The following is a 19410-nucleotide window of genomic DNA, read 5'->3' as shown; positions in this document are numbered from 1 at the left end:
ACCAGGCGCCGATAGCTTGCGGATCGGCCTAGTCAGCATCGGTTCAATCACAGGGCACCTCCTCCAGCTGCAGGGCATAGAGCCTGGCCACTACACGGGCGGTCCTGAGGATCGCCTGCGGCGCCTCGGGATCCCGACAGACCCGGTCGATCAGGCCATAGAGGGTGGCCAGGTGATCGTCGTCATTCTCGCCGTGATAGCGCATGAAACGGGTGTAGCCGCCGTCGCCGCCGGTGGCCGCCTCGACCCGGGCCGCCCAGTCGCCGGCCATCTTCTGGCCCAGCCCCTCGATGATCCACATGGCGCCGACCAGGTCGACCGGGTTGGGCTGGCCGGCGCGATGCATCATAAAGGCGTGCAATGCCTCGCTGCCGATATTGCGCGGCGCCGCCTGGATGTCCGCCAGGTCGCCGCCGGCGGCCACATAGTCCGCCTCCAGCAGCTCGTAGTCACGGTGCTCGTCCCGGGCATGCTGGATCACCACCGAGCGCAGGTCGGCATGGTGGCGGTCGAAGCTCGAGGCGCAGCGGCTGATCCAGCGGGCCCCCTCGATCACCTGCTGGCGCAGGTTGAGCAGCAGGGTGCGGTACTCCGCCAGGCTCAGCTCGCCGCGATCGAGGCGCTGGATCAAGGGCAGACGCCCCAGCTGGCGCTCGAAGTCGAACCAGACCCGCATCAGGCCCTGCAGGCAGGCCTGGCCGGCGGCGGTGGTAATCTCTTGCATGGGAATCTCCTTCTCTCAGGCGTCGACCACGGTTAACTGCATATAGGCGGTATTGAAGCGGCCGCTCTCCGGCACCATGCACAGGATCCGCTCCCCGGGTTGAGGCTCCCGGGTGCGCAGGAACTCGTCGAGCATGATGAACAACGAGGCACAGCCGGTATTGCCGCGCTCGTAGAGGTTGGTATACCACTTCTCCTCCGGAATCATCGCCCCGGCCTGGGTCAGCATCTCGGCAATACGCCCGCGGAAGTGGTGGGAGGAGTAGTGGCAGAGCAGGTGATCGACCTTATCGACCGCCACCCGCCCCTCGTCGATCAGCCGCAGCAGGCCATCCACCCCCAGCTTGACGATATTGTCGAGCAGCCGCACGTCCTGGCGCAGCAGCAGGGCCCCGGCCGCCTCCGCCTCGGCGTAGGTGGCGAAATCCTGCCAGGTGCGGCCATCGGGTGCCTGGCCCACGCTCATGCACAGCGGATAGGCATCGGCATGGGAGTAGCCGCGGATCCAGTCGATGCGCAGGCAGCGCCCCCGGGGCGCCGCCTCCAGCAGCAGGGCCCCGGCGCCATCGGAGAGCATCCAGCGCAGGAACTCGGCATCGAAGTCGGGCTCGGCCCCCGCCGCCTCGAAGCGGCTCGCCTTGAACAGCCGCGAGGCCAGCTCGCTGGCCACCACCAGGGCGCGGCGATGCTCGCCGGCGGCCAACGACAGGAAGGCGGTCTTCAGCGCCATCATGCTGCTGGAGCAGATACCGTGGCTGGTGTGCAGCTCCACGTCGCCGAGCCCCAGTGCCGCCTGCACCTGGCTGCCGAAGCCCGGCAGCACCAGGTCGCCCTGGCTGGTGGCCACGCTCAGCAGCCCCAGATCGCGTCGGCCCAGCCCCGCCGCCGCCAGGCACTGCTCCCCCGCCCGGGCCGCCATCTCGGCATTGCCGATGGTGGTGCGATGCTCGGCGTCGATGGCGTAGTGGCGCCGCCGGATGCCGTTGGCCTTGAGGATGCGCGCCTTGAGGCGGCTGGGCTTGCCATTGACCCGCCCCAGCACCTCCTCGATCCGCTCGTTATCCACGGCCGGTCCCGGCAGGTGGTGGCCGCTGCGGGTGACATAGACACTCATGATGACGTCCTCTGCTTGAGGGCATGGCGCAGGCAGCGCAGGTTCTCCTCCAGGTAGGGGAAGACACACAGCAGCGCCATGAACCCGAGATAGAACGGTAGATACCCCTCGCCGCCCTGGGGGCTGGCCAGGGGTTCCAGGCGTAGCTGGCCCTGCCAATCCAACTGGATCAGCTCGAGCACCACCGGCCAGTTGATGATCAGGATCATCGCCAGCATGTAGAATGGCAGCGTGGCCAGGTAGTTATGGGCATGCATCTCCCACAGGCTGATCTCGCGGCGCGGCGCCGCATAATGCACGTCCCAGTGCGCCACCAGCTCGTGGAGCACCCAGGCCACCAGGCAGATCAGCAGCACCAGCACATTCACCCGGAACAGCAGGCAGAGCAGGATGGGGATGCCCACCTGCAGGCCCATCAGCGAATGCATCAGCGACTCCTTGAGCCCCGAGGTGACCTCGATGCGCGTCGCCCGGTGGCAGCACCAGTCGACGAAGCCGGCGATGCCCCACAGGGGCAGGAAGAGATAGAGCAACGCATTGATCAGCAACGACTGGGTATCCATGGGATTCGTCTCGGTGGCAACCAGAGTTAAACACTCGTTTTAAGAAACGCTGTTCGATAACTATTCTAGCCGAGATCCCGGCGAACGCAAGGAGGAATCCGCCTCTGGCCCAGGAGGCCGGCGACGGCGAGGCCCCCGCCTCACTAGCTCGCTATTTGATGGCGCCCTCGGGCGCCAGCGATAGGGCAGATGGGCCAGGGAAGGGCGCGCCGATGCCGGCGAGGTAGGGCACGGCGACGTCCCGGACGATGGACATGGACGGCGAGAAGATGACACAATCCCAAGTCATAATACAAACCATTATCAACAGGAATTTTCACGCGCATGCCTGCCTGCCGCCTCGCCGGTGAATCCCTGACCGCCGCCAACCTCAAGGCGGTCTTCGACCTGGACGCCGAGGTGATGCGCGCCCCGAGCACCGGCCGGCCGATCTGCGTGCCGGCCCTGGGGGTCGCCACGATACCCGACCTTCGCCAGGAGGTCCCGGCATGAGCGCGGTCCAGCAATTCTGCGCCGTGGAGAGCGCCGCCCAGGGCGATCCCCTGGTCGGCAGCGGCGCCCATGCCGAGCGCAACCTGCTGCTGAGCTGGCCGCGCCCCAAGTGGGGTCGCAACCTGCGCCGGGCCAACGACATGAGCGAGGCCCTGCTGGCCCGCCTCGACGCCCTGGCCGAGGGCGGCCGGCGGGTCAACCTGATCCATCGCCGCGACCAGCCCAGGGACCATCACCGCCTCTACCTGATGCCCGAGAATCGGGCGTTCACGGTGCCCCGGGACGAACTCCCGGCGTTTCTCGAGGCCTTCGAGCGCGACGCCGACCTGACGGCCTGGGAGGGGCCGGCCCCCGCGGGGCCGCTGCTGCTGTGCTGCACCCACGGCAAGAAGGACAAGTGCTGCGCCAAGTTCGGCTATGCCACCTACAAGGCCCTGGCCGAGGCCGTCGAGGCCCGCCCCGACCTGCCCTTCGAGGTCTGGGAGAGCACCCACCTGGGCGGCTGCCGCCTGGCCGCCAGCGCCCTGGTCTTCCCCGCCCTGCGCAAGTACGGGCGCATCCCCCCCGACGACGTCATCCCGCTGCTCGAGAGCGAGACCGCGGGACGCCCCTACCTGCCCTGCTACCGGGGCGACTCGCGACTCGGCCCGCTGGAGCAGTGCGCCCAGGTGGCGGCGCTGGAGTGGCTGGCGGAGCGCGGCGAGCCCGCCACCGCGTTGGAGGTGGTCGGCGTCGAGGCGCGAAGCGAGCGGGCCCGAGTCACCCTGGCCTGGCGCGGCCGGGACAGCGGCGAGGTGAGCGTGACCTGCGAGTCCCGGGAGCTGCTGCGCTTCGACACCTGCGCCGATATCGACGGCGACGGCCCCAGCCCAAGCACGGTCTGGCAGGCCACCGCCATCGAGCCCCGCTAGGCCGCACGAGCTTTCGGTTCATCGCACTCTGGCGTGAATACCATTGCGGGACCGCGGCTAAAGAATCGCCAGCTAAAGCTAGCTCCTACAAGGTAGGTGGGGGTCTTCCACCGGGGTGGTAGGAGCCTGCTTCAGCAGGCGATGGAGAAGCGGGTGTAAATCGGCCAAGCCGGCCAAAATCGCCGAGACGTCGGACCGCGGCTAAAGCCAGCTTCTACAATGGCTTGCCGGAGATTGGCCATGTCGTGGTTTCACGCCAACGTGCGATGAACCATTTTTTCTCCCGCCTGCATCCAGTCGCCGTCTCTTCGCGTAACCAGGAAGGCACCCATCCTTTGCCACCTCGGCGGATGGGTCTTATCCGGATAGCAAGGAGAGAACCATGATCAAGCTAGTGACAAGCGCCTTCGCGACCGCCGCCCTGCTCACCGGGGCCACCCTGGCCCAGGCCGAGATGCACGGCGACATGCACCCGGAAGTCTGGGCCGACGACCAGTCCGTCGCCGGCGGCACGGTCTCGGCGGAAAAGGTCATGACGGACCGCAACGGCTGGCTGGTCGTGCACCGCACCGACGAGAGCCGCGCCCCCGGCCCGGTGGTCGGTCACGCCCCCCTCAAGGAGGGCGAGAACCAGGACGTGACCGCCATCCTCACCGAGGAGGTCATGGCCGGCGATCATCTGATGCTGATGATCCACGGCGAAGAGGGCGGCATGCAGACCGGGATCTTCGAATACACCCTGGGCGCCTCGGAAGATGGCCCCATCCGCCAGGATGGCGACCTGGTCATGACCGTGATCACCGCCCAGTAAGTCCTGCCGGCGGGGCCTTCCTGGTCCCGCCTCTTCGCCCCCTCCCTCGAAACACCATGCCCTCCGGCCCCGATAACGGCGGCTTTCAGGGCCGCCTTACCAGGCCGCCCCGCCTGACCATCTCGACAGGCCGACTTGACAGGCCGCTGTTCCCTATATAGAACGTTCGTTAAAAGGAACAATCGAGACCCCCGTCATGGACAAGCTCGCCCTCGGTACCCTGGGCCAACACCTGCAGTCCCTGCGCCTGGCGCAGGGCTGGTCGCTGTCGCAGTTGGCCGCCGCCGCCGGCATCGCCAAGTCGAACCTGTCGCGCCTCGAACAGGGCAACGGCAACCCCACCCTGGACACCATCTGGCGCCTGGCGGTGCAGCTCAAGGTGCCCTTCGGCACCCTGGTCGCCCCCATCGCCGTGCCCCTGGGCGAGGACGGCGTGGAGGTGCGGCTGCTCGACCAGGGCAAGGACCGCCCCCAGGTCGACGCCTACTGGATGCGCTGCGCGCCCCACACCACGCGCCTCGCCGAGCCCCACACCCCCGGCGCCCGGGAGTCCCTGACCCTGATCAGCGGCCACCTGGAGGCCGGTCCCGAGGGCGATACCCAACACCTCTCGGCCGGCGACAGCCTGACCTTCGCCGCCGATCGCCCCCACCTCTATCGCACCACCGATGCCTGGGCCACCCTGCTGCTCAGCGTCGTCTACCACGAGGAGGAACACCGATGAGCCTGGACGCCGTCACCTCACCCGGCCGCCCCTGGCTGACCGGCATGCGCGAGGCCATTCCGCTGCTCGGCGGCTATGTGCCGGTGGCCATCTCCTTCGGGCTGATCGCCACCCAGGCCGGCTTCACCCCCTGGGAGGCGGTGGTGATCTCCACCCTGGTCTATGCCGGCGCCTCCCAGTTCCTGTTCGTCGGCATGGTCGCCGCCGGGGCGCCGCTGTGGCTGGTGGTGGCCATGACGCTGCTGATCAACCTGCGCCATGTGGTCTACGCCCCCAACCTGGCCCCCTGGCTGACGCCCAGCCGCGCCTGGCCCTGGCTGATGCACGGCCTCACCGACCAGGTCTTCGCCCTGGCCCACGTCCGCCTGCCCCAGTTGCCGGCCGCCCAGCGCCTCGGCTGGTTCGGCGGCGCCGCCCTGCTGGCCTGGGCGAGCTGGATCGGCGGCACCGCCCTGGGGGCCCTGGCCGGCGGCGAGCTGGTCGCCCGCTGGGCGCTGATGGGCGAGATCCTGCCCTTCGCCCTGCCCGCCCTCTTCCTGGTGCTGGTGGCACCCCGCTTCACTTCGCGGCGCTGGAGCCTGGCCCTGGGCCTGACCGTCCTGGTCGCCCTGGCGCTGACGATCTTCGGCTTCACCAACCTGGCGATCCCCCTCGCCGCCGCCTGCGGCGCCCTGTGCTTCCGGGTCGTCGAGTTCGCCCCCGCCCAGCAGGCCGCACACACGCAAGGAGATCGCCATGAGTAGCGCCCTGTGGATCGCCGTCCTCGCCTCGGCCCTCGGCACCCTGCTGATGCGTGTGCTGCCGCTGCTATGGATGCGGCGCCGCCTCGAGCGGCTCGGCGACGACGACGGCCTGGAGGCCATGCCCCAGTGGCTGAGCCTGCTCGGCCCGGTGATGATCGCCGCCGTCCTCGGGGTCTCGCTGATGCCGGTGACCCCGGGGCCGCTCTCCTGGGTCGCCACCGCCATCGGCGTGCTGGCGACCCTGGTCGTGTGGTGGATCAAGCGCTCCCTGGGCTGGCCGGTGGCGGCGGGCGTGGCCGCCTATGGCGCCGTGGTGATGCTCTTCGGGTGAGCGATGCCAGTCGTCTGCCATTCGATGCCTACAGTTTTTCCCCGACCCGCCGATAGCGTACTGACCAATTGGTCAATACAAGCGCATCCGCCCCGAGGGTGCGCCAGCCAGGGGAATAACAATGAAGCACCTGACGATTGCCAAGAAACTGCTGATCGGCATCGGCCTGAGCATGCTGCTGATCGTCGGCGGGGTGACCGCCATTCAGTATCAGCTGTTCAGCGACCTGATCACCGAGCGGGTCACCGGCGCCGAGCTGCCGGCCAGACTCGAAAGCATTCGCAACGACATCGACGCCACCCTGACCGGGCCGATCACCACGGCCCGGGGCCTGGCCGATAACGGCTATCTGCGGGAGTGGCTGGCCCGGGGCGAGTCCCGGGCGGAAGGCGAGCGCGCCGTGGCTCACCTCGCGCGGCTGCAAGAGCGCACCGGAGCCAATACCGTCTTCTATGTGTCGGCGCTCAGCGGCAACTACTACACCGCCGAGGGCATCGCCCGCACCCTGAACCGGGACCAGGACGCCTGGTTCTATCGCCTGGTCGAGGGGGCCGATGCCCCCGAGTACACCCTGGATATCGATGCCGAGGGCGGCGAGCTAAAGGTCTTTATCAACCACGTGATCGAACTGGACGGCGAGCGCGTGGGGATCGCCGGGGTCGGCTACACCCTGGACGCCATGGCCGAGACGATCGGCGACTACCGGCTCGGCGAGTCCGGCATGGTGTTCCTGGCGAACCGGGATGGCCGGATCAGCGTGCACCCCGACGGCGCCGCCATGGCCGATCGGCCGGTGGCGGAACTGCCCGGCTGGGAGACCCGGGCCACCGAGTTGCTGGCGGGGACCGGCTATCGCGATGCCACCCTCAGCGACGCGCAGGGCGCCGAGCAACTGGTCGCGGCCATCGACGTGCCCGGCACCGACTGGGTCGTCTTCGCCCAGATACCGCGGGGCGAGCTGTTCGCCGACCTCAACCGGGCGGTGCTGCTGGTCATCCTGATCGTGGCCCTGGTCATGCTGGCGAGCCTGGCGAGCCTGGCCCTGCTGCTGCGCGCGCTGTTCCGCCCCATTCGACGCACCGCGGAGGCCATGGGCGAGATCGCCGCCGGCGATGGCGACCTGACCCTGCGCCTCCCCGTGCAGGGCCGGGACGAAGCGAGCGAGCTCGCCATTCAGTTCAACGCCTTCGCCGACAAGATGCATGACGTGCTGGCCCGGGTCAGGAGCAGCAGCGACGCCGTGCGCCACGCCGCCCAGGAGATCGCCAGCGGCGGCCGGGACATGGCGCGACGCACCGACCAGGCGGCCTCCAGCCTGCAGCAGACCTCGGCCTCCATGGAGCAGATCACCGGCACGGTGGCGCACACCTCGGCCTCGTCCGGCGAGGCCAACCGGCTCTCGCAATCCGCCGCCGAGCTGGCCCAAGGCACCGGCGACACCGTCTCCCGGGTGGTGACCACCATGGGCGAGATCCAGCACGCCTCCGAGCGGATCGGCGACATCATCAAGGTCATGGACGACATCGCCTTCCAGACCAACCTGCTGGCGCTCAACGCCTCGGTGGAAGCGGCCCGCGCCGGCGAGAGCGGCAAGGGCTTCGCCGTGGTGGCGAACGAGGTACGCCAGCTCGCCACCCGCAGCGCCCAGGCCTCACGGGATATCCGCGGCCTGATCGACGCCTCCGGCGAGAAGGTCCGGGGCGGTACCCGCCTGGTGCGCGACGCCGGCGGCGCCATGCACGACCTGGTCGAGGTGGTGAACCGCGTGGCGGGCATGCTGGGCGAGATCAGCCACGCCACCACCGAGCAGAGCGATGGCATCGGCCAGGTCACTATCGCCGTGGCCGAACTCGATCGCATGACCCAGCAGAACGCCTCGCTGGCGGAAGAATCCACCGCCGCCGCCGAGCAACTGCGCGAACAGGCCGACCGCCTCGCAGAACTGGTCGGCAGCTTCACGCTCAAGGACGAACCACGGCAAAGCCAACGCCTTCCGGCGCTGGCATAGCCCTAGGCAGCCGGCGAAGGATCGCAGGCGGCGACATGCAGGTCGGGCACCGTCGCTCTCCGGCGATGGCGCCTCCTTATTCGTCGTCCCCCGCCCGCCTGGCGCCCCCTGCTTCTGCCGCCTCGCGCTCGAGCAGGGTGCGCTTTCTCTCCACGCCCCACCGGTAGCCGGAGAGCGCCCCGTCGCTGCGCACGACCCGGTGGCAGGGAATGGCAAGCGCCAGGGGGTTGGAGGCGCAGGCCCTCGCCACGGCACGTACCGCCTTGGGAGAGCCGATCCGCGCCGCCAACGCCGCATAGCTGATCGTGCTGCCGACGGGAATCTCGGTCAGCGCCTGCCAGACGCGCTGCTGAAAGGCGGTCCCACGAATATCCAGCGGCAGTGACAGTCCGACCCCCGGCGCCTCGACGAACGCCACCACCTTGGCCACCCAGGCGTCGAAGCGCTTGCCCCCGGGGATCAGGTGGGCATTGGCGAACTGCTCCTGGAACGCCTGCAACAGCCGCTCGGGATCGCTGCCCAGAGAAATGGCACAGATGCCCTTTTCGCTGGTCGCCACCAGTATCGTGCCCAGCGAGCATTCTCCCAGGGCGAACTGAATCTCCATGCCCTTGCCTCCCTCGCGGTACCGCTTGGGGGTCATGCCCAGCATGCGTTCGGCACCGGCATAGAAGCGCCCGCTGGAATTGAAGCCCGCCTCATAGATCGCATCGGTGACCGTCTCTTGCTGCGTCAGTGCCTGGCGCACACGATCCGCCCGGCAAGCGGTCGCGTAGGCCCTGGGCGTGAGCCCGGTGACCGACTTGAAGACACGATGGAAGTGGAACCGACTCAGCCCCGCCACCCGGGCCAGTTCGTCGAGCGATGGCAGCGCTTCGCCGTCTTCGATAAGACGGCAGGCCCTGGCGACGCACTGGGCGTGCCGATGGGCCAAGGAGGTGGCCTCCTGGGGACGACAGCGCTGACAGGGCCGGTACCCCGCCTCCTCGGCGGCGGCCGCATCGGCATGGAACTCGGCGTTTTCGCGGCGCGGCCGGCGCGATGGGCAGGTGGGGCGGCAATAGATCCCGGTGGTGCGCACGGCATAGACGAAGGCATCGTCCGCGGCGGCGTCGCGGGCCAGTACCGCGGCCCATTTGGCCGCATCGGAAGCGAAGCGTAGGAGGGAATCGTCGGATGTCTCGTTCATGGCGGGCTCCTGCAGAGGCTGCGGCAATCTCCATGAGTGCAGGATGCGCCCCGACGGCGACTGGCACACTCCGCCGCTTGCTTTCAAAGCGAACTCACGCGCGCCGGGTGGCGAGGCTTGCTCGCGTGACGGCCTCGACCCTCTCCACTCTACCACGCCGATAGCGACCGTCAGTGGAGGGCCCCAACAAGACAGTGAGTCGCACGACCTCCTCGTCGAGTTCCAGGGCAAGAAGCGAAGTTTCCTCATCGCTTCACTGACCTAGGCTGCTAGGGTTTCCCCGACCGGAGTAGTCGCGATGAAGACGATCGATCGAACCATGGGGCCCATGGAGTGGGCGTTATTGCTGAGCTTGTCGATGCTGTGGGGCGGCTCGTTCTTTTTCGTGGGGGTGGCCGTCGAGGACCTCGGGCCACTCACCATCGTGGCCCTGCGAGTGGGCCTGGCCGCCGTGGCGCTGAACGCCTGGATTCTCCTGCGGGGCCAGCGCATGCCACTCGACCCGGGGCTATGGGCCGCCTTCTTCGGCATGGGCCTGCTCAACAACATGATTCCCTTCAGCCTGATCGCCTGGGGACAGGGGCATATCGCCAGTGGCTTGGCATCGATTCTCAACGCCACCACGCCTTTTTTCACCCTCATCGTGGCGCACGTCCTCACCCGCGACGAGCCTCTCACCCCAGGCCGCCTCCTGGGCGTGGCCATCGGCTTCGCCGGAGTGGTGTACATGCTGGGCAGCGAGGTTCACGCGGGTACCGTCAGCCACTCATGGGCACAGCTGGCGGTGCTGGCCGGCGCCCTCTCTTATGCCTTTGCCGGGGTCTTCGGGCGCCGCTTTCGCCGGCTGGGCTGCTCGCCCCTGGTGGCCGCCTGTGGCCAGGTCACGGCCTCGGCGCTGGTGCTGATGCCCTTGGCCCTGGGGGTGGAGCGCTTCTGGCAAGCGCCCTGGCCAGGGCCAGCCACCTGGTCGGCGGTGGTCGGCCTGGCCCTGTTCTCGACCGCCCTGGCGTACCTGATCTATTTCCGCCTGCTGGCGAGCGCGGGGGCGACGAACCTGCTGCTGGTCACGTTCCTGATCCCGGCCAGCGCCATTCTGCTGGGGATAGTCGTGCTGGGCGAGCGGCTGGAGTGGCGCCATCTGGCCGGCATGGGGCTTATCGGCCTCGGGCTGGTGTCCATCGACGGCCGGCCGTGGCGGTGGCTCCGAAGCGTGGCCTACTCACGTAGGAAGGCCCGGCGAGCAGACTCGTAGGCTGGCGTCTTACCAGGATGGCAGGAGGCACCCAACAATACCCAGCCTCGGCTCCGCTAAACCCGACCCTGGCAATAGCGAGTTGCAACTACGTTTCCCGGAGGGCCGAGACGATCAAGCGCTCCAGGGTCACCACGGTCGGGGCATACGGGACCCGACATCTAGACAGGTACCGCGAAGAACAGCGAACGGAAGGGAAAAGCGAAACGTAAGTGCTTGATTCTTGGTGGGCCCAGCTGGACTCGAACCAGCGACCAAGGGATTATGAGTTCGCTTTTAAAACAATAAGTTACTGACACATAAGGAAAAGCAGCCGTAATCGAGCGAAAGGTACAGTTCTTTAGAATCAGTAGGTTAGCGAAGGTTAAGGATAGCACACGAAGCTGGTGTGTGTACCGCTGGTGTACCCTTTTGGCGTCCCGCTGACAACCTTGCTATAAATCATTCTTAGGCCATGATCGCCAACTATCTGGGAATCAGTGTTTGTTAATATTCTGAACATTTCCGAAATTAAAGATTGGTTATACGCTGGGATTCTTGATCAAGCGAATAGCCTTCCAGCAAAGAAATAGAGTCGCAATCTTTACTGCTTCTCCAGGCCCTTTACTGCAGGCAACTTGAAAAGCTTGATCTTGGGCACCTTCCCACTCAAACTTCATACCGCTAATTTCTTCAACTGAAACAGAGTAGTCATGCTTATGAGCGAAATTATTCCTAATTCTATTAATTTTTTTAAACGCGGAATAGTGCTTTTCGTCGATCAGCCCCATCGCAAGCACCAAGTCACATTTTAGGTCAAACGAGCGAGGCCGCTTTAAGAATGCCGCTGGACTAGATAAATTATTTGAGAGCAGAGTCTCAAGAACTTTCTCTATAAATATATGGCCTTTCAGAATAGGAGCCATTTCGCCTTCGTCGAAAACAAGCTGCTCCATTGCGTGCTGATCAAGCTCATCGAACGAAAGATCGTTAAAGTCCAAAACACTTCCTTAATCTGCATAATGAGTATTAAAAAGCACAATCGCTTTCTCACTTGAACGAATGATCATGCGTGCACATCCCCTCCAATCCATTCATTTAAAGAACCTTTTTATCGACGGCACTATGTTACACAAAAATCACGCATATTAGATTCACTTACACGACCACCTTGGACCGTCAAGCTGACAAAACAACTTCAAAGTGCAACCTAACTTTTGTCATCTGCCTATAAGCATACATCAAACATTTCATAATATAACTTTAGCCACTATCGAGGCATGCTTTATGGATAAGGCTGGCAAGATACAAACCTTTTCTCACAATTTTTTTAGCCACAATGATTATTCATCAAAAGCCGCTTAAAGTTATTACTTATCAATCTTTCCGCCTCACTTACGTTACACCTCCAAATTAATGCCATCTTTTTGACCACTAAACTCGTATCCCATGGAAACAAAAGACTTCCTGAAATTTTGGCGAACGGTCCATCAGTTTCTGTCAAAACACGATCAACTGGGATCATTGAAGCAAGGTCATAGCCTTTTCTCGTTTCTAGCATAGGCGGGTTAATGGAAAACCAACACCCCATATCTATAGCCCTTCTCAGTTGGCTCGGCGTTCCTGTAAACCAGTGCAATATAGGAATTCCGTCAAAACCATCCAATTCATCCAAAACAGCAGATACACTGGCTCGACTGTGGATTGTCATAATTCGCCCGCCAACACGATTCACACTACAGAGTATGTGCCGGAATACCTTTAGCTGAGCCTCCCAATGAGTCTTAAATTCCTTCCCTCCGTCGAGCCCAACTTCCCCTACATAATTCGCACTCGGAAGCAAGGCATCGAATAGATCTATTTCATGCTTCCTTTGATGGGCAATTTGTGGATGTAGGCCTAGCGCTGTACGAATCCGTTGACAATCCTCGGCAAGCTTACGGGTACCATCCCATGCTTTTGGCGTTGTTGTCACTGAAAGCACGTAAGTCCCCCTTCTTCTACACTCCTCGACCACCTTGAATGGTTCAGGATAAAGGTCGAGGTGGCAATGCATGTCAATGCTCACAGGACTCCCTCAGCTTTTAAGAACACATCAACCTCATCCAACCCATCCAAAAAGACTTGCTTATAGCTTCCGAAATCATTAGCGGGAAGAGGCCCACTTTCCGTAATCCACTGACCTATTTTACGAGTTTCTTTTCGCGCATTTGCAATAGATAAGGCAAGGAGATCATCCCTTCGATCAGCCTCATTCATGACATCAGCTACAGAGTCGTAGGTGTACTTCACACCCTCATTAATTCCACCAGAAAAAACTGCAGACCTTCGAATTATGCAGGGGACGCATGTGCCACACTGCTGATTGGATCGCTTCCAATGGCTACATGATACCGTACTATCCACGACATTCTCTAGCAGCTTTCTATTTTGACATCCAGAAGTCATTTGACCTTTCGTTTGAAATTGATACGGGTTTATGATTCGACATGGTATACCCGCAGCATCAAAGAGATTCTGGATGCTCTGAATAAAATGTGGATGAGTGGTGCGGGTACTCAGCGTACCAATACGCCTTGGTGTCAATGGGGCGTTCAACGAAATAAACCCATTTTCTGGAACGAAAAGATCAACTTTATCTTGCTGAGAAACAGCCTGAACAGCACAGGCCCCGACAGCGGCAAACGCAAGAAAGTTAAAGCTTCGCGTCCGCATAGTAATATCCGTTTCACCAGAGCACAGGTGTGGATCTGCATTTATCTCAAATCTTGAATATCGTCCTTTAAGCTGATCAGCGACTTTATCTTGATGCGATTTATCCCCTTTATAAGAATGGCTTACTAGTAGCGGAGACCGCCCTTGAGAAAGTAGATCAATGGCACCGATGGCTGAATCCAACCCACCAGAAAACAGGCTTACACAGTCAATCCCTCTGAGCGGAACCAACTTAAACCGATCTCGCTGAAGGTACGGTTCCGGTGGAGGGAAGCCACCATCCATAAAGTCAAAGTCCCATATGTCACCACTGAGAAAGTGAAGCGCTCGCTCCAACTCCATTTTTAGTGGTTGCCATCGGGTAGGTTCATGAAGTGGCAGTTGGAGGGAAAACTGGCGAGTCCAACCATCTTCCGCGTCTTCTCGCCGAACAAAGGTGTCCGCGGCTGTTACCGAAAGTGCAATGGTGAGTAAATCTATGACCTGACTGGAGACCTGCACACCTAGTCGCTTAACCTTTTCGACGGCTGGGTTACCTATTACAGATATATCACCACGCTCTTGACCACTAAGGCCATACAGTTGCACAGGCAACAAATCATCGCTCGCGGAAGGAAGAAGCTGGTGATTATGGTTAAATACTAACTTTGTCATTGGTAACTCTCCCACTCCTTCCATGAGTCTATGATAGCCTGACGTTCAACCTGAGCCATCTGTTGCCGTGTAAATGACCGAACATTCCCTGACAGCTTTGGTGCCATATGCTTATCAACCACGACCTTGACCAGCTCTCTGAGCTCTATCTCGGCGCGTATAGCTTGAGAAGGAGTATCCGCTTTGTTCCAGGCTTTATTAGAGTCCATCACCATCTGCAGAAAAATACTTTCCGCTAGATACCCAATCATGGTATCAGCAATAACATCATCGGTGATGCATTGGGGATCGAAAACATCTACGCCATCCAAGGCCTCAGACAGGGCATGATTCATTGCGGCACAGATTTTTTCTGAGTCCCCATCTTCAGTAGAAAGTGCACGGGAAATAGCAGAAATTGCTAGTTCACATGGCATACCAGCCAAACTGGCCAGATCTACAGTAGCTTCGCCAGGGCCAGCAGGAACTCCTGCCAGAGCACCAAAGAGTCCAGCTCCCGCCTGGGTGGTACTACCCATTCGTCTAGCTGCGCTACTGCTACCTCCTGACGCTTTTCGTGCGTAATGGCCAACAGCTCTCCTGAGCTCTCCTCGATCGCCGCTTGACACAGCATTACCCAAGGATTCGCGAAATGGCGCGAATCTACGAGCTTGTGGAGAGGGTAAAGGTTGTTGTGATTGGTCATCTGCCCAAGGTGGTACCAGCGGTGAACCACCGCCTGGACCGGTGCTGGATTGTGAAGTCCCCATTAAATGTCCCTATGCCATTTCTCTTCTTTTAACGCTGCAGTCATCCAAGGCGGGCGCTTATCGCCCAGCTCTAACTCCTGCAGAAAACGAACTAGGATTTTGGCCCCGGAAGCCGAGTGGCGAGCCAGTAGACAGGCTCCTGAAAATCCTTTGGGCTTCCGAGACCAGTCGGACACCTGTCTAAGATGACTGATGACCCCTTCCATTACCGGCACCTGCTCTTCTAGAGGAAGGTGATTTAATAAATTTTCTGCTGTTGGCGAGCTGGTATTCTTCATAACCACTAGCGCATCCAATACTTCTCGCCCTGCAGGGGATAGACCCACCACATATGCACCAATTGGCATAGTCTCACGAGATAGATAAATCGCCGCCCTCAGATCGACTCCACCAAGACGGGGTTCGAGCTGGGCCCATTCGCTGATGAAAGATTTGGTGGTAGGATTGTCCGTCCACGTTTTTGGCGCATCAGATGGTAACTTCCCTCCGTTTTCTTCTAGCTGCCCGATCAGCGTAGGAGCCCCCTGTTCAGCATCCACTAATCGATAGAAGTCAGCTGTTGCTTCAACCCCAACACACCGCTCAAATATTACCAGCTTGGTGATAATAGCTTCGTCTAAGGGCATTGAGCGGCGCCGTGCAATCTTTGATCGCATTTTTACAACATTCAAAAGTCGTTTTACAATTCTTGGATTACCTTGAATGATGGGGGAGTTAGCCAGTACCAGCGCAATACGGTCTGCCCGAGCGAACGCTGTAGCCAAGTCGCCTTCCTCTGGTTCTTCTGTTAACACCAGCGCATCCTGACGAGAAATTGGATCCTCTTTCCAAGACTGCTGTAGTGACTTTTCCAACCCGTCCCGAAGCTTACCTAGCTTCTCCTCAGGCAGGCCATGATCAATAGCATACAGCATAAAAAGGTAAGAGCGGATTTCACGCACCCCGGCTTTGGGCACGCGGATCGGAACTTGAATAAGTTTATCTAGGTAGTCTATTTGGTGCCGGTCTGATGCCCCTTTAAAATAGTCAGCGACCGAGGAGCGTATCATCTCCTCATCGGCTGCTATGATAAAGGCTGTATTGGTCAGGAAAAGGAATAACCGAATTGCTTCAAGCGTGTGGATCGCGTTGATAGGCAGACATCGATCTAGATTATCAATAACTACCACCAGAGGCTTTCCAAGCTCTTCCAGAATTTCCCCGTATTCTTTCCTAAATTCATCGATCTGTTGAGGCGGACTCTTTTTTTTCTCAGGCCTCAATAATCCTCTTGCCTTCTCCCTCGTCTCCTGAACTGTTTCCGTAAGGCCTTCATATTCTTCTTGATTTTGAACACCATCTAAAGCATTCCCTATTGCGCCAACGCTTCGATTAAGCACTCCTCCAGTAGGGACTCCAGCGAGCATGGCTGCTCCTTCGACCAAAAGCCCCATTGCCCGAAAACCGTCGACCCGAGCAAGTAGCTTTTCAGTTTTCTTGGCTAAACTAGCATTTCCATTTGCAGCATCTGTTAGAGCCGACGCGATTACTTCCAGTAGGGCAGCCCGAGCATCGTCATATCCTTGATACATCCAGGCATCAAACTTTATGACAATCCATTTCTTCTCTTCTTGTTTGAGCTCCTTTTCGATCAGCTTCAAAAGTGAAGACTTACCGGCTCCCCAGTTTCCAAACACACCAACTGAGACTGGCAACATGCCTTCGGCTGTGAGGATATCGACTGCGAGTTGAGATACTTCGCCAAAATTTAGGTAGTCTTTCTCAGATTCTTGATCTGACCACATATCATCTATCCGTATTTAAACTATCGGGTGCCGTGAGCCTCGCCTGAACTAACTTTACTGATCTTGATGGAGCCTTACCTGACCCGCTTGGAGAGCAGGTAGTGAGTCAGCTCCAGCTCGCTGACGTCCTCCCCCTTAAGGTCGTAGCCGCCGGCCGTGCCGGCCTTCCGGCCATGGGCCGTCATGGTCTTGGTGATGTCCCACTGGAACTGAGCTTCCCTGCTGTTCGCCATGTCATCCCCTGCGCCTGGCGTAATTATGCGTAACAGCCTAGCTCTTAAAAGATATAAGGAGAAGTCGACTTAAGCCGTTAAACCGCCAGGACACGCCGCATCATTGGCGAAGCCTGCCCAAGGCCTGCTCCAACAGCTCCAGTGACTGACGGTGCTTGTCAGCCCCCATCTTCTGGATGTTGGCGAGCTTCCAGCGCACGGCAGGCAGCCGATCCACCCCCGACAGCGGAAGCAGCGCCCAGTCAGGGGCCCCCTGCTTGAAGGACAGAAGAAAGCGAACATCTTCATCCTTCGTCAGCTGCCCCAGCCGCGACAGCAGCTCATCGCGGGCGCTCTCCAGCTCCTGCAGTGGAAGGTCAACCCTGGCCATCCCGACAAACTCCTGTCGGTAGACATCATCCAACGCTTTCAGCCGTGGGTTGATCACTTCGTTCAAGGGCCTCGGGTGCCCCAGCAGATAGACCAGGAAGCCTTCGAATACGCTTCGATCCAGGCTGCCCTGGTTCAGCAGAAGCTTCACATCGAAAAGGTCCCTGGGGTGCTGGCGATCCAGCGCGGCGCAGATCTTGCCACCATAGAGGTCTGGTAGTGATACCACCCGCACCGCAGCAAAGCCGTACTCGTCCTCTACGGCTTCGACGACATCGCGCTCCTGGGGCGGGTGCAGGGTGCCACGCAGTACTGGCGATACCTCCACCTTCACCTGGCTACGCCCCCGGCGCACCAGGATCCTCAGCTCGTCTCGGCGATTATCCTGAAGCTCGGCTCGCACGTCTGGCAGTCGGGCGCTGAAAGTCTCTGCCAGTCGCTGCAGCGCCTCGCGGCAACGTCGTAGTGCTTCGTCACGGGGCTCCAGCGGCAGGTAGGCCAGGTCGATGTCGACCGATAGACGAGGTAATGGCTGCACGAAGAGGTTGATGGCCGTGCCGCCCTTGAGGGCGAAGCACGGCTCGTCATTGAGAAACGGCAGCAGCGAGACCAATAGCCTGACCTGTTCGTGGTAGCGAGCTTCAATCGGCATGCAGGAACGCCTCCGGCACCGTCACGTGATATTCCCTGTCTAGCTTGCCGCCCTGGCAGAGCTGCCGCTTACCTTTGCCGAGGTCCAGTCGACGAGGTTCCAGGCGACCGTACCACACATGCCCGGCGTGGCGAGCCAGCACCAGGAAGGCCCGCTTGGTTCTCACCGAACGGCATCCCTCCAGCAATGCCTGCAGCCGTCGCGGACGCAGCGTATTGAGCCCGCCGAAGGTATCCACCAGCTCACTGCTGAACAGCAGCTCATTCGGCGTCACGGCGATCCACTCCAGGACCGCTCGCTCGGGGGTCGATACCTGCAAGCTGAAGGCCCTGCCATCCGGCGCGTAGTCCGTGAAGCTGCCGGGAAGCTGCAACGGCAGGCCCTTTTCGGAGTGGAGCACCATCCGCCCTGTCCATTCGGCATCACTCAACCACCGGGGCAGCCGAACGGTTTCCTTGCCATACAGATGCGTTGTGCTCTCCCCCATGGGCAGATAGTGGGCAAAGCCATGCAGTGCCAGGGCCGTCTGGCCACCCGGCCAAAGCGGTGGTAAGCCCGTGTCGTCGCTCGTCTGCAGGGCGAAGACAGCGCTCTCCCAGGTAAGAGGCTCCCCCGCTTGGCAGTAGGCGCCGTGCCCCACGCGTTGCAGCCAGCCACTACTGGCCAGCTTACGTGCCTGATCTGAAGTGACGCCGTGTGACGCCAGCCAGGCGGTCGTCACGACGGCACCATATGGGATCTTGTGCAGCAGCTGGTTTATTTTCACGTAAGAAAGCGGCCAAAAATTCCGTCATCAGAGTGAAGAATAAACCACATTGGTTTATCTTCAAACCCAAAATCGCCATTAATGGCCGCTTTTAGAGCAGAATTTAAACCGATAGCTGAATCTCCGACCTTGATTGAGCCTGAATTCAGCGAGAGGAAGCTTGAGGGACGAAGCCAGGCTGAGAAGGCCGCTGCAGAGGACAAAGCGGCCACACGTCACGTCAATCCTGATAGTGCGTGTACTTTTTCGCACTTCCCTTCACTTGGTCGGCGGGATATTTCTCCGCATTCTTCTCCATCTTCGCCCGGCAAGCCGCTTCGATATCCACGTCCAACTTGCCCGCCAGCCGGATCAGGTAGAGCTGAACATCAGCAATTTCATCGCGCACGGCGGCTAGTTGCTGCTCATCCAGCTCCCTGGACTGCGCCTCGGTCAGCCACTGGAAGCACTCCTGCAGTTCAGCTGCCTCCACCGTCAGCGCCATGGCCAGGTTCTTGGGCGAGTGAAACTGGTCCCAGTCGCGCTCGGTGGCGAACTGGTCCATGGCGTCGCGGAGCTGCTTGAACGGATCTGACATCTAGTGCTCACCTGGTTCTGTGGTATCGGATAGCGGTGAGCATGCCTGCTCTGCCGCCCGCTATCCAGTCG

At 60.9% G+C, this 19410-nt stretch carries 22 protein-coding genes; 8 read left to right on the top strand and 14 right to left on the bottom strand.

The window, feature by feature from the left end; translation table 11 throughout:
• Window positions 1-43: 43 nt before the first annotated feature.
• From NFU04_RS06360 to NFU04_RS06350, 3 genes are read right to left on the bottom strand one after another with little or no spacing between them, the layout of a single operon-like run.
• Window positions 44-724, bottom strand: coding sequence for a hypothetical protein (locus NFU04_RS06360; RefSeq protein ID WP_251308681.1), 681 nt, complete (start codon window positions 722-724; stop codon window positions 44-46).
• 15 nt (window positions 725-739) lie between these two features.
• Window positions 740-1837 (bottom strand): beta-ketoacyl-ACP synthase III, encoded by a 1098-nt coding sequence (locus NFU04_RS06355; RefSeq protein WP_251308680.1) that lies wholly within the window; start codon window positions 1835-1837, stop codon window positions 740-742.
• Complete coding sequence (locus tag NFU04_RS06350; protein WP_251308679.1) at window positions 1834-2400, bottom strand: diguanylate cyclase; 567 nt, start codon at window positions 2398-2400, stop codon at window positions 1834-1836. Before NFU04_RS06350 ends, NFU04_RS06355 begins: the two co-directional genes overlap by 4 nt.
• A gap of 324 nt (window positions 2401-2724) precedes the next feature.
• Here NFU04_RS06350 and NFU04_RS06345 point away from each other — a divergent pair, with 324 nt between their 5' ends.
• From NFU04_RS06345 to NFU04_RS06315, 7 genes are all read left to right on the top strand, one after another.
• Window positions 2725-2892: a hypothetical protein gene (locus tag NFU04_RS06345; protein WP_251308678.1), complete on the top strand. Its 168-nt coding sequence runs from the start codon at window positions 2725-2727 to the stop codon at window positions 2890-2892.
• On the top strand, window positions 2889-3803 hold the full coding sequence (locus tag NFU04_RS06340; protein ID WP_251308677.1) for a sucrase ferredoxin: 915 nt from the start codon (window positions 2889-2891) through the stop codon (window positions 3801-3803). Before NFU04_RS06345 ends, NFU04_RS06340 begins: the two co-directional genes overlap by 4 nt.
• Before the next feature lie 382 nt (window positions 3804-4185).
• The gene (locus NFU04_RS06335) at window positions 4186-4614 is read left to right on the top strand and encodes a DUF7282 domain-containing protein (protein WP_251308676.1); all 429 of its coding nucleotides are present in this window, start codon (window positions 4186-4188) and stop codon (window positions 4612-4614) included.
• A gap of 196 nt (window positions 4615-4810) precedes the next feature.
• Window positions 4811-5338 carry a helix-turn-helix domain-containing protein gene (locus NFU04_RS06330; RefSeq protein ID WP_251308675.1) on the top strand — a complete coding sequence of 176 codons (528 nt, stop codon included), beginning with the start codon at window positions 4811-4813 and terminating at the stop codon, window positions 5336-5338.
• Window positions 5335-6081 (top strand): AzlC family ABC transporter permease, encoded by a 747-nt coding sequence (locus NFU04_RS06325; RefSeq protein ID WP_251308674.1) that lies wholly within the window; start codon window positions 5335-5337, stop codon window positions 6079-6081. The genes NFU04_RS06330 and NFU04_RS06325 overlap by 4 nt, the downstream gene beginning before the upstream one ends.
• Window positions 6074-6412, top strand: coding sequence for an AzlD domain-containing protein (locus NFU04_RS06320; RefSeq protein ID WP_251308673.1), 339 nt, complete (start codon window positions 6074-6076; stop codon window positions 6410-6412). Before NFU04_RS06325 ends, NFU04_RS06320 begins: the two co-directional genes overlap by 8 nt.
• Before the next feature lie 121 nt (window positions 6413-6533).
• The gene (locus NFU04_RS06315; RefSeq protein WP_251308672.1) at window positions 6534-8420 is read left to right on the top strand and encodes a methyl-accepting chemotaxis protein; all 1887 of its coding nucleotides are present in this window, start codon (window positions 6534-6536) and stop codon (window positions 8418-8420) included.
• A gap of 76 nt (window positions 8421-8496) precedes the next feature.
• Here the strand turns inward: NFU04_RS06315 and ada are convergent, their stop codons facing one another.
• Window positions 8497-9609 carry a bifunctional DNA-binding transcriptional regulator/O6-methylguanine-DNA methyltransferase Ada gene (gene ada / locus NFU04_RS06310; RefSeq protein ID WP_251308671.1) on the bottom strand — a complete coding sequence of 371 codons (1113 nt, stop codon included), beginning with the start codon at window positions 9607-9609 and terminating at the stop codon, window positions 8497-8499.
• Between the two features lie 298 nt (window positions 9610-9907).
• Here ada and NFU04_RS06305 point away from each other — a divergent pair, with 298 nt between their 5' ends.
• Complete coding sequence (locus NFU04_RS06305) at window positions 9908-10861, top strand: DMT family transporter (protein ID WP_251308670.1); 954 nt, start codon at window positions 9908-9910, stop codon at window positions 10859-10861.
• A 521-nt stretch (window positions 10862-11382) separates the two neighbouring features.
• Here NFU04_RS06305 and NFU04_RS06300 read toward each other — a convergent pair.
• The 10 genes from NFU04_RS06300 to NFU04_RS06255 all read right to left on the bottom strand — a co-directional run bounded on the left by NFU04_RS06300 (window position 11383) and on the right by NFU04_RS06255 (window position 19339).
• Window positions 11383-11841: a hypothetical protein gene (locus NFU04_RS06300; protein WP_251308669.1), complete on the bottom strand. Its 459-nt coding sequence runs from the start codon at window positions 11839-11841 to the stop codon at window positions 11383-11385.
• A gap of 329 nt (window positions 11842-12170) precedes the next feature.
• Window positions 12171-12908: a Qat anti-phage system TatD family nuclease QatD gene (gene qatD, locus NFU04_RS06295; RefSeq protein WP_251308668.1), complete on the bottom strand. Its 738-nt coding sequence runs from the start codon at window positions 12906-12908 to the stop codon at window positions 12171-12173.
• Window positions 12905-14209, bottom strand: coding sequence for a Qat anti-phage system QueC-like protein QatC (qatC, locus tag NFU04_RS06290; protein ID WP_251308667.1), 1305 nt, complete (start codon window positions 14207-14209; stop codon window positions 12905-12907). Before qatC ends, qatD begins: the two co-directional genes overlap by 4 nt.
• Window positions 14206-14727 carry a hypothetical protein gene (locus NFU04_RS06285; RefSeq protein WP_251308666.1) on the bottom strand — a complete coding sequence of 174 codons (522 nt, stop codon included), beginning with the start codon at window positions 14725-14727 and terminating at the stop codon, window positions 14206-14208. The genes qatC and NFU04_RS06285 overlap by 4 nt, the downstream gene beginning before the upstream one ends.
• Before the next feature lie 230 nt (window positions 14728-14957).
• On the bottom strand, window positions 14958-16742 hold the full coding sequence (locus NFU04_RS06280) for a KAP family P-loop NTPase fold protein (RefSeq protein ID WP_251308665.1): 1785 nt from the start codon (window positions 16740-16742) through the stop codon (window positions 14958-14960).
• A 74-nt stretch (window positions 16743-16816) separates the two neighbouring features.
• Window positions 16817-16975 carry a hypothetical protein gene (locus NFU04_RS06275; protein ID WP_251308664.1) on the bottom strand — a complete coding sequence of 53 codons (159 nt, stop codon included), beginning with the start codon at window positions 16973-16975 and terminating at the stop codon, window positions 16817-16819.
• Between the two features lie 100 nt (window positions 16976-17075).
• A complete protein-coding gene (locus tag NFU04_RS06270; protein ID WP_251308663.1) occupies window positions 17076-17996 on the bottom strand; it encodes a nucleotidyl transferase AbiEii/AbiGii toxin family protein in 921 nt (306 codons plus the stop codon).
• Window positions 17986-18762, bottom strand: a complete 777-nt coding sequence (locus NFU04_RS06265) for a type IV toxin-antitoxin system AbiEi family antitoxin domain-containing protein (RefSeq protein WP_285835126.1) — start codon at window positions 18760-18762, stop codon at window positions 17986-17988. Before NFU04_RS06265 ends, NFU04_RS06270 begins: the two co-directional genes overlap by 11 nt.
• Entirely contained in the window at window positions 18759-18974 is a 216-nt protein-coding gene (locus NFU04_RS06260; protein WP_251308661.1) for a hypothetical protein, read from the bottom strand. The genes NFU04_RS06265 and NFU04_RS06260 overlap by 4 nt, the downstream gene beginning before the upstream one ends.
• Window positions 18975-18982: 8 nt before the next feature.
• The gene (locus NFU04_RS06255) at window positions 18983-19339 is read right to left on the bottom strand and encodes a nucleotide pyrophosphohydrolase (RefSeq protein ID WP_043527825.1); all 357 of its coding nucleotides are present in this window, start codon (window positions 19337-19339) and stop codon (window positions 18983-18985) included.
• Window positions 19340-19410 lie beyond the last annotated feature (71 nt).

It is taken from the genome of Halomonas sp. NCCP-2165, from assembly GCF_023708045.1.
GTDB classification, from domain to species: Bacteria; Pseudomonadota; Gammaproteobacteria; order Pseudomonadales; family Halomonadaceae; genus Bisbaumannia; species Bisbaumannia pacifica.
The sequence above is the reverse complement of the archived record's forward strand: the minus strand, read 5'-3'. Positions and strand labels throughout refer to the sequence as shown.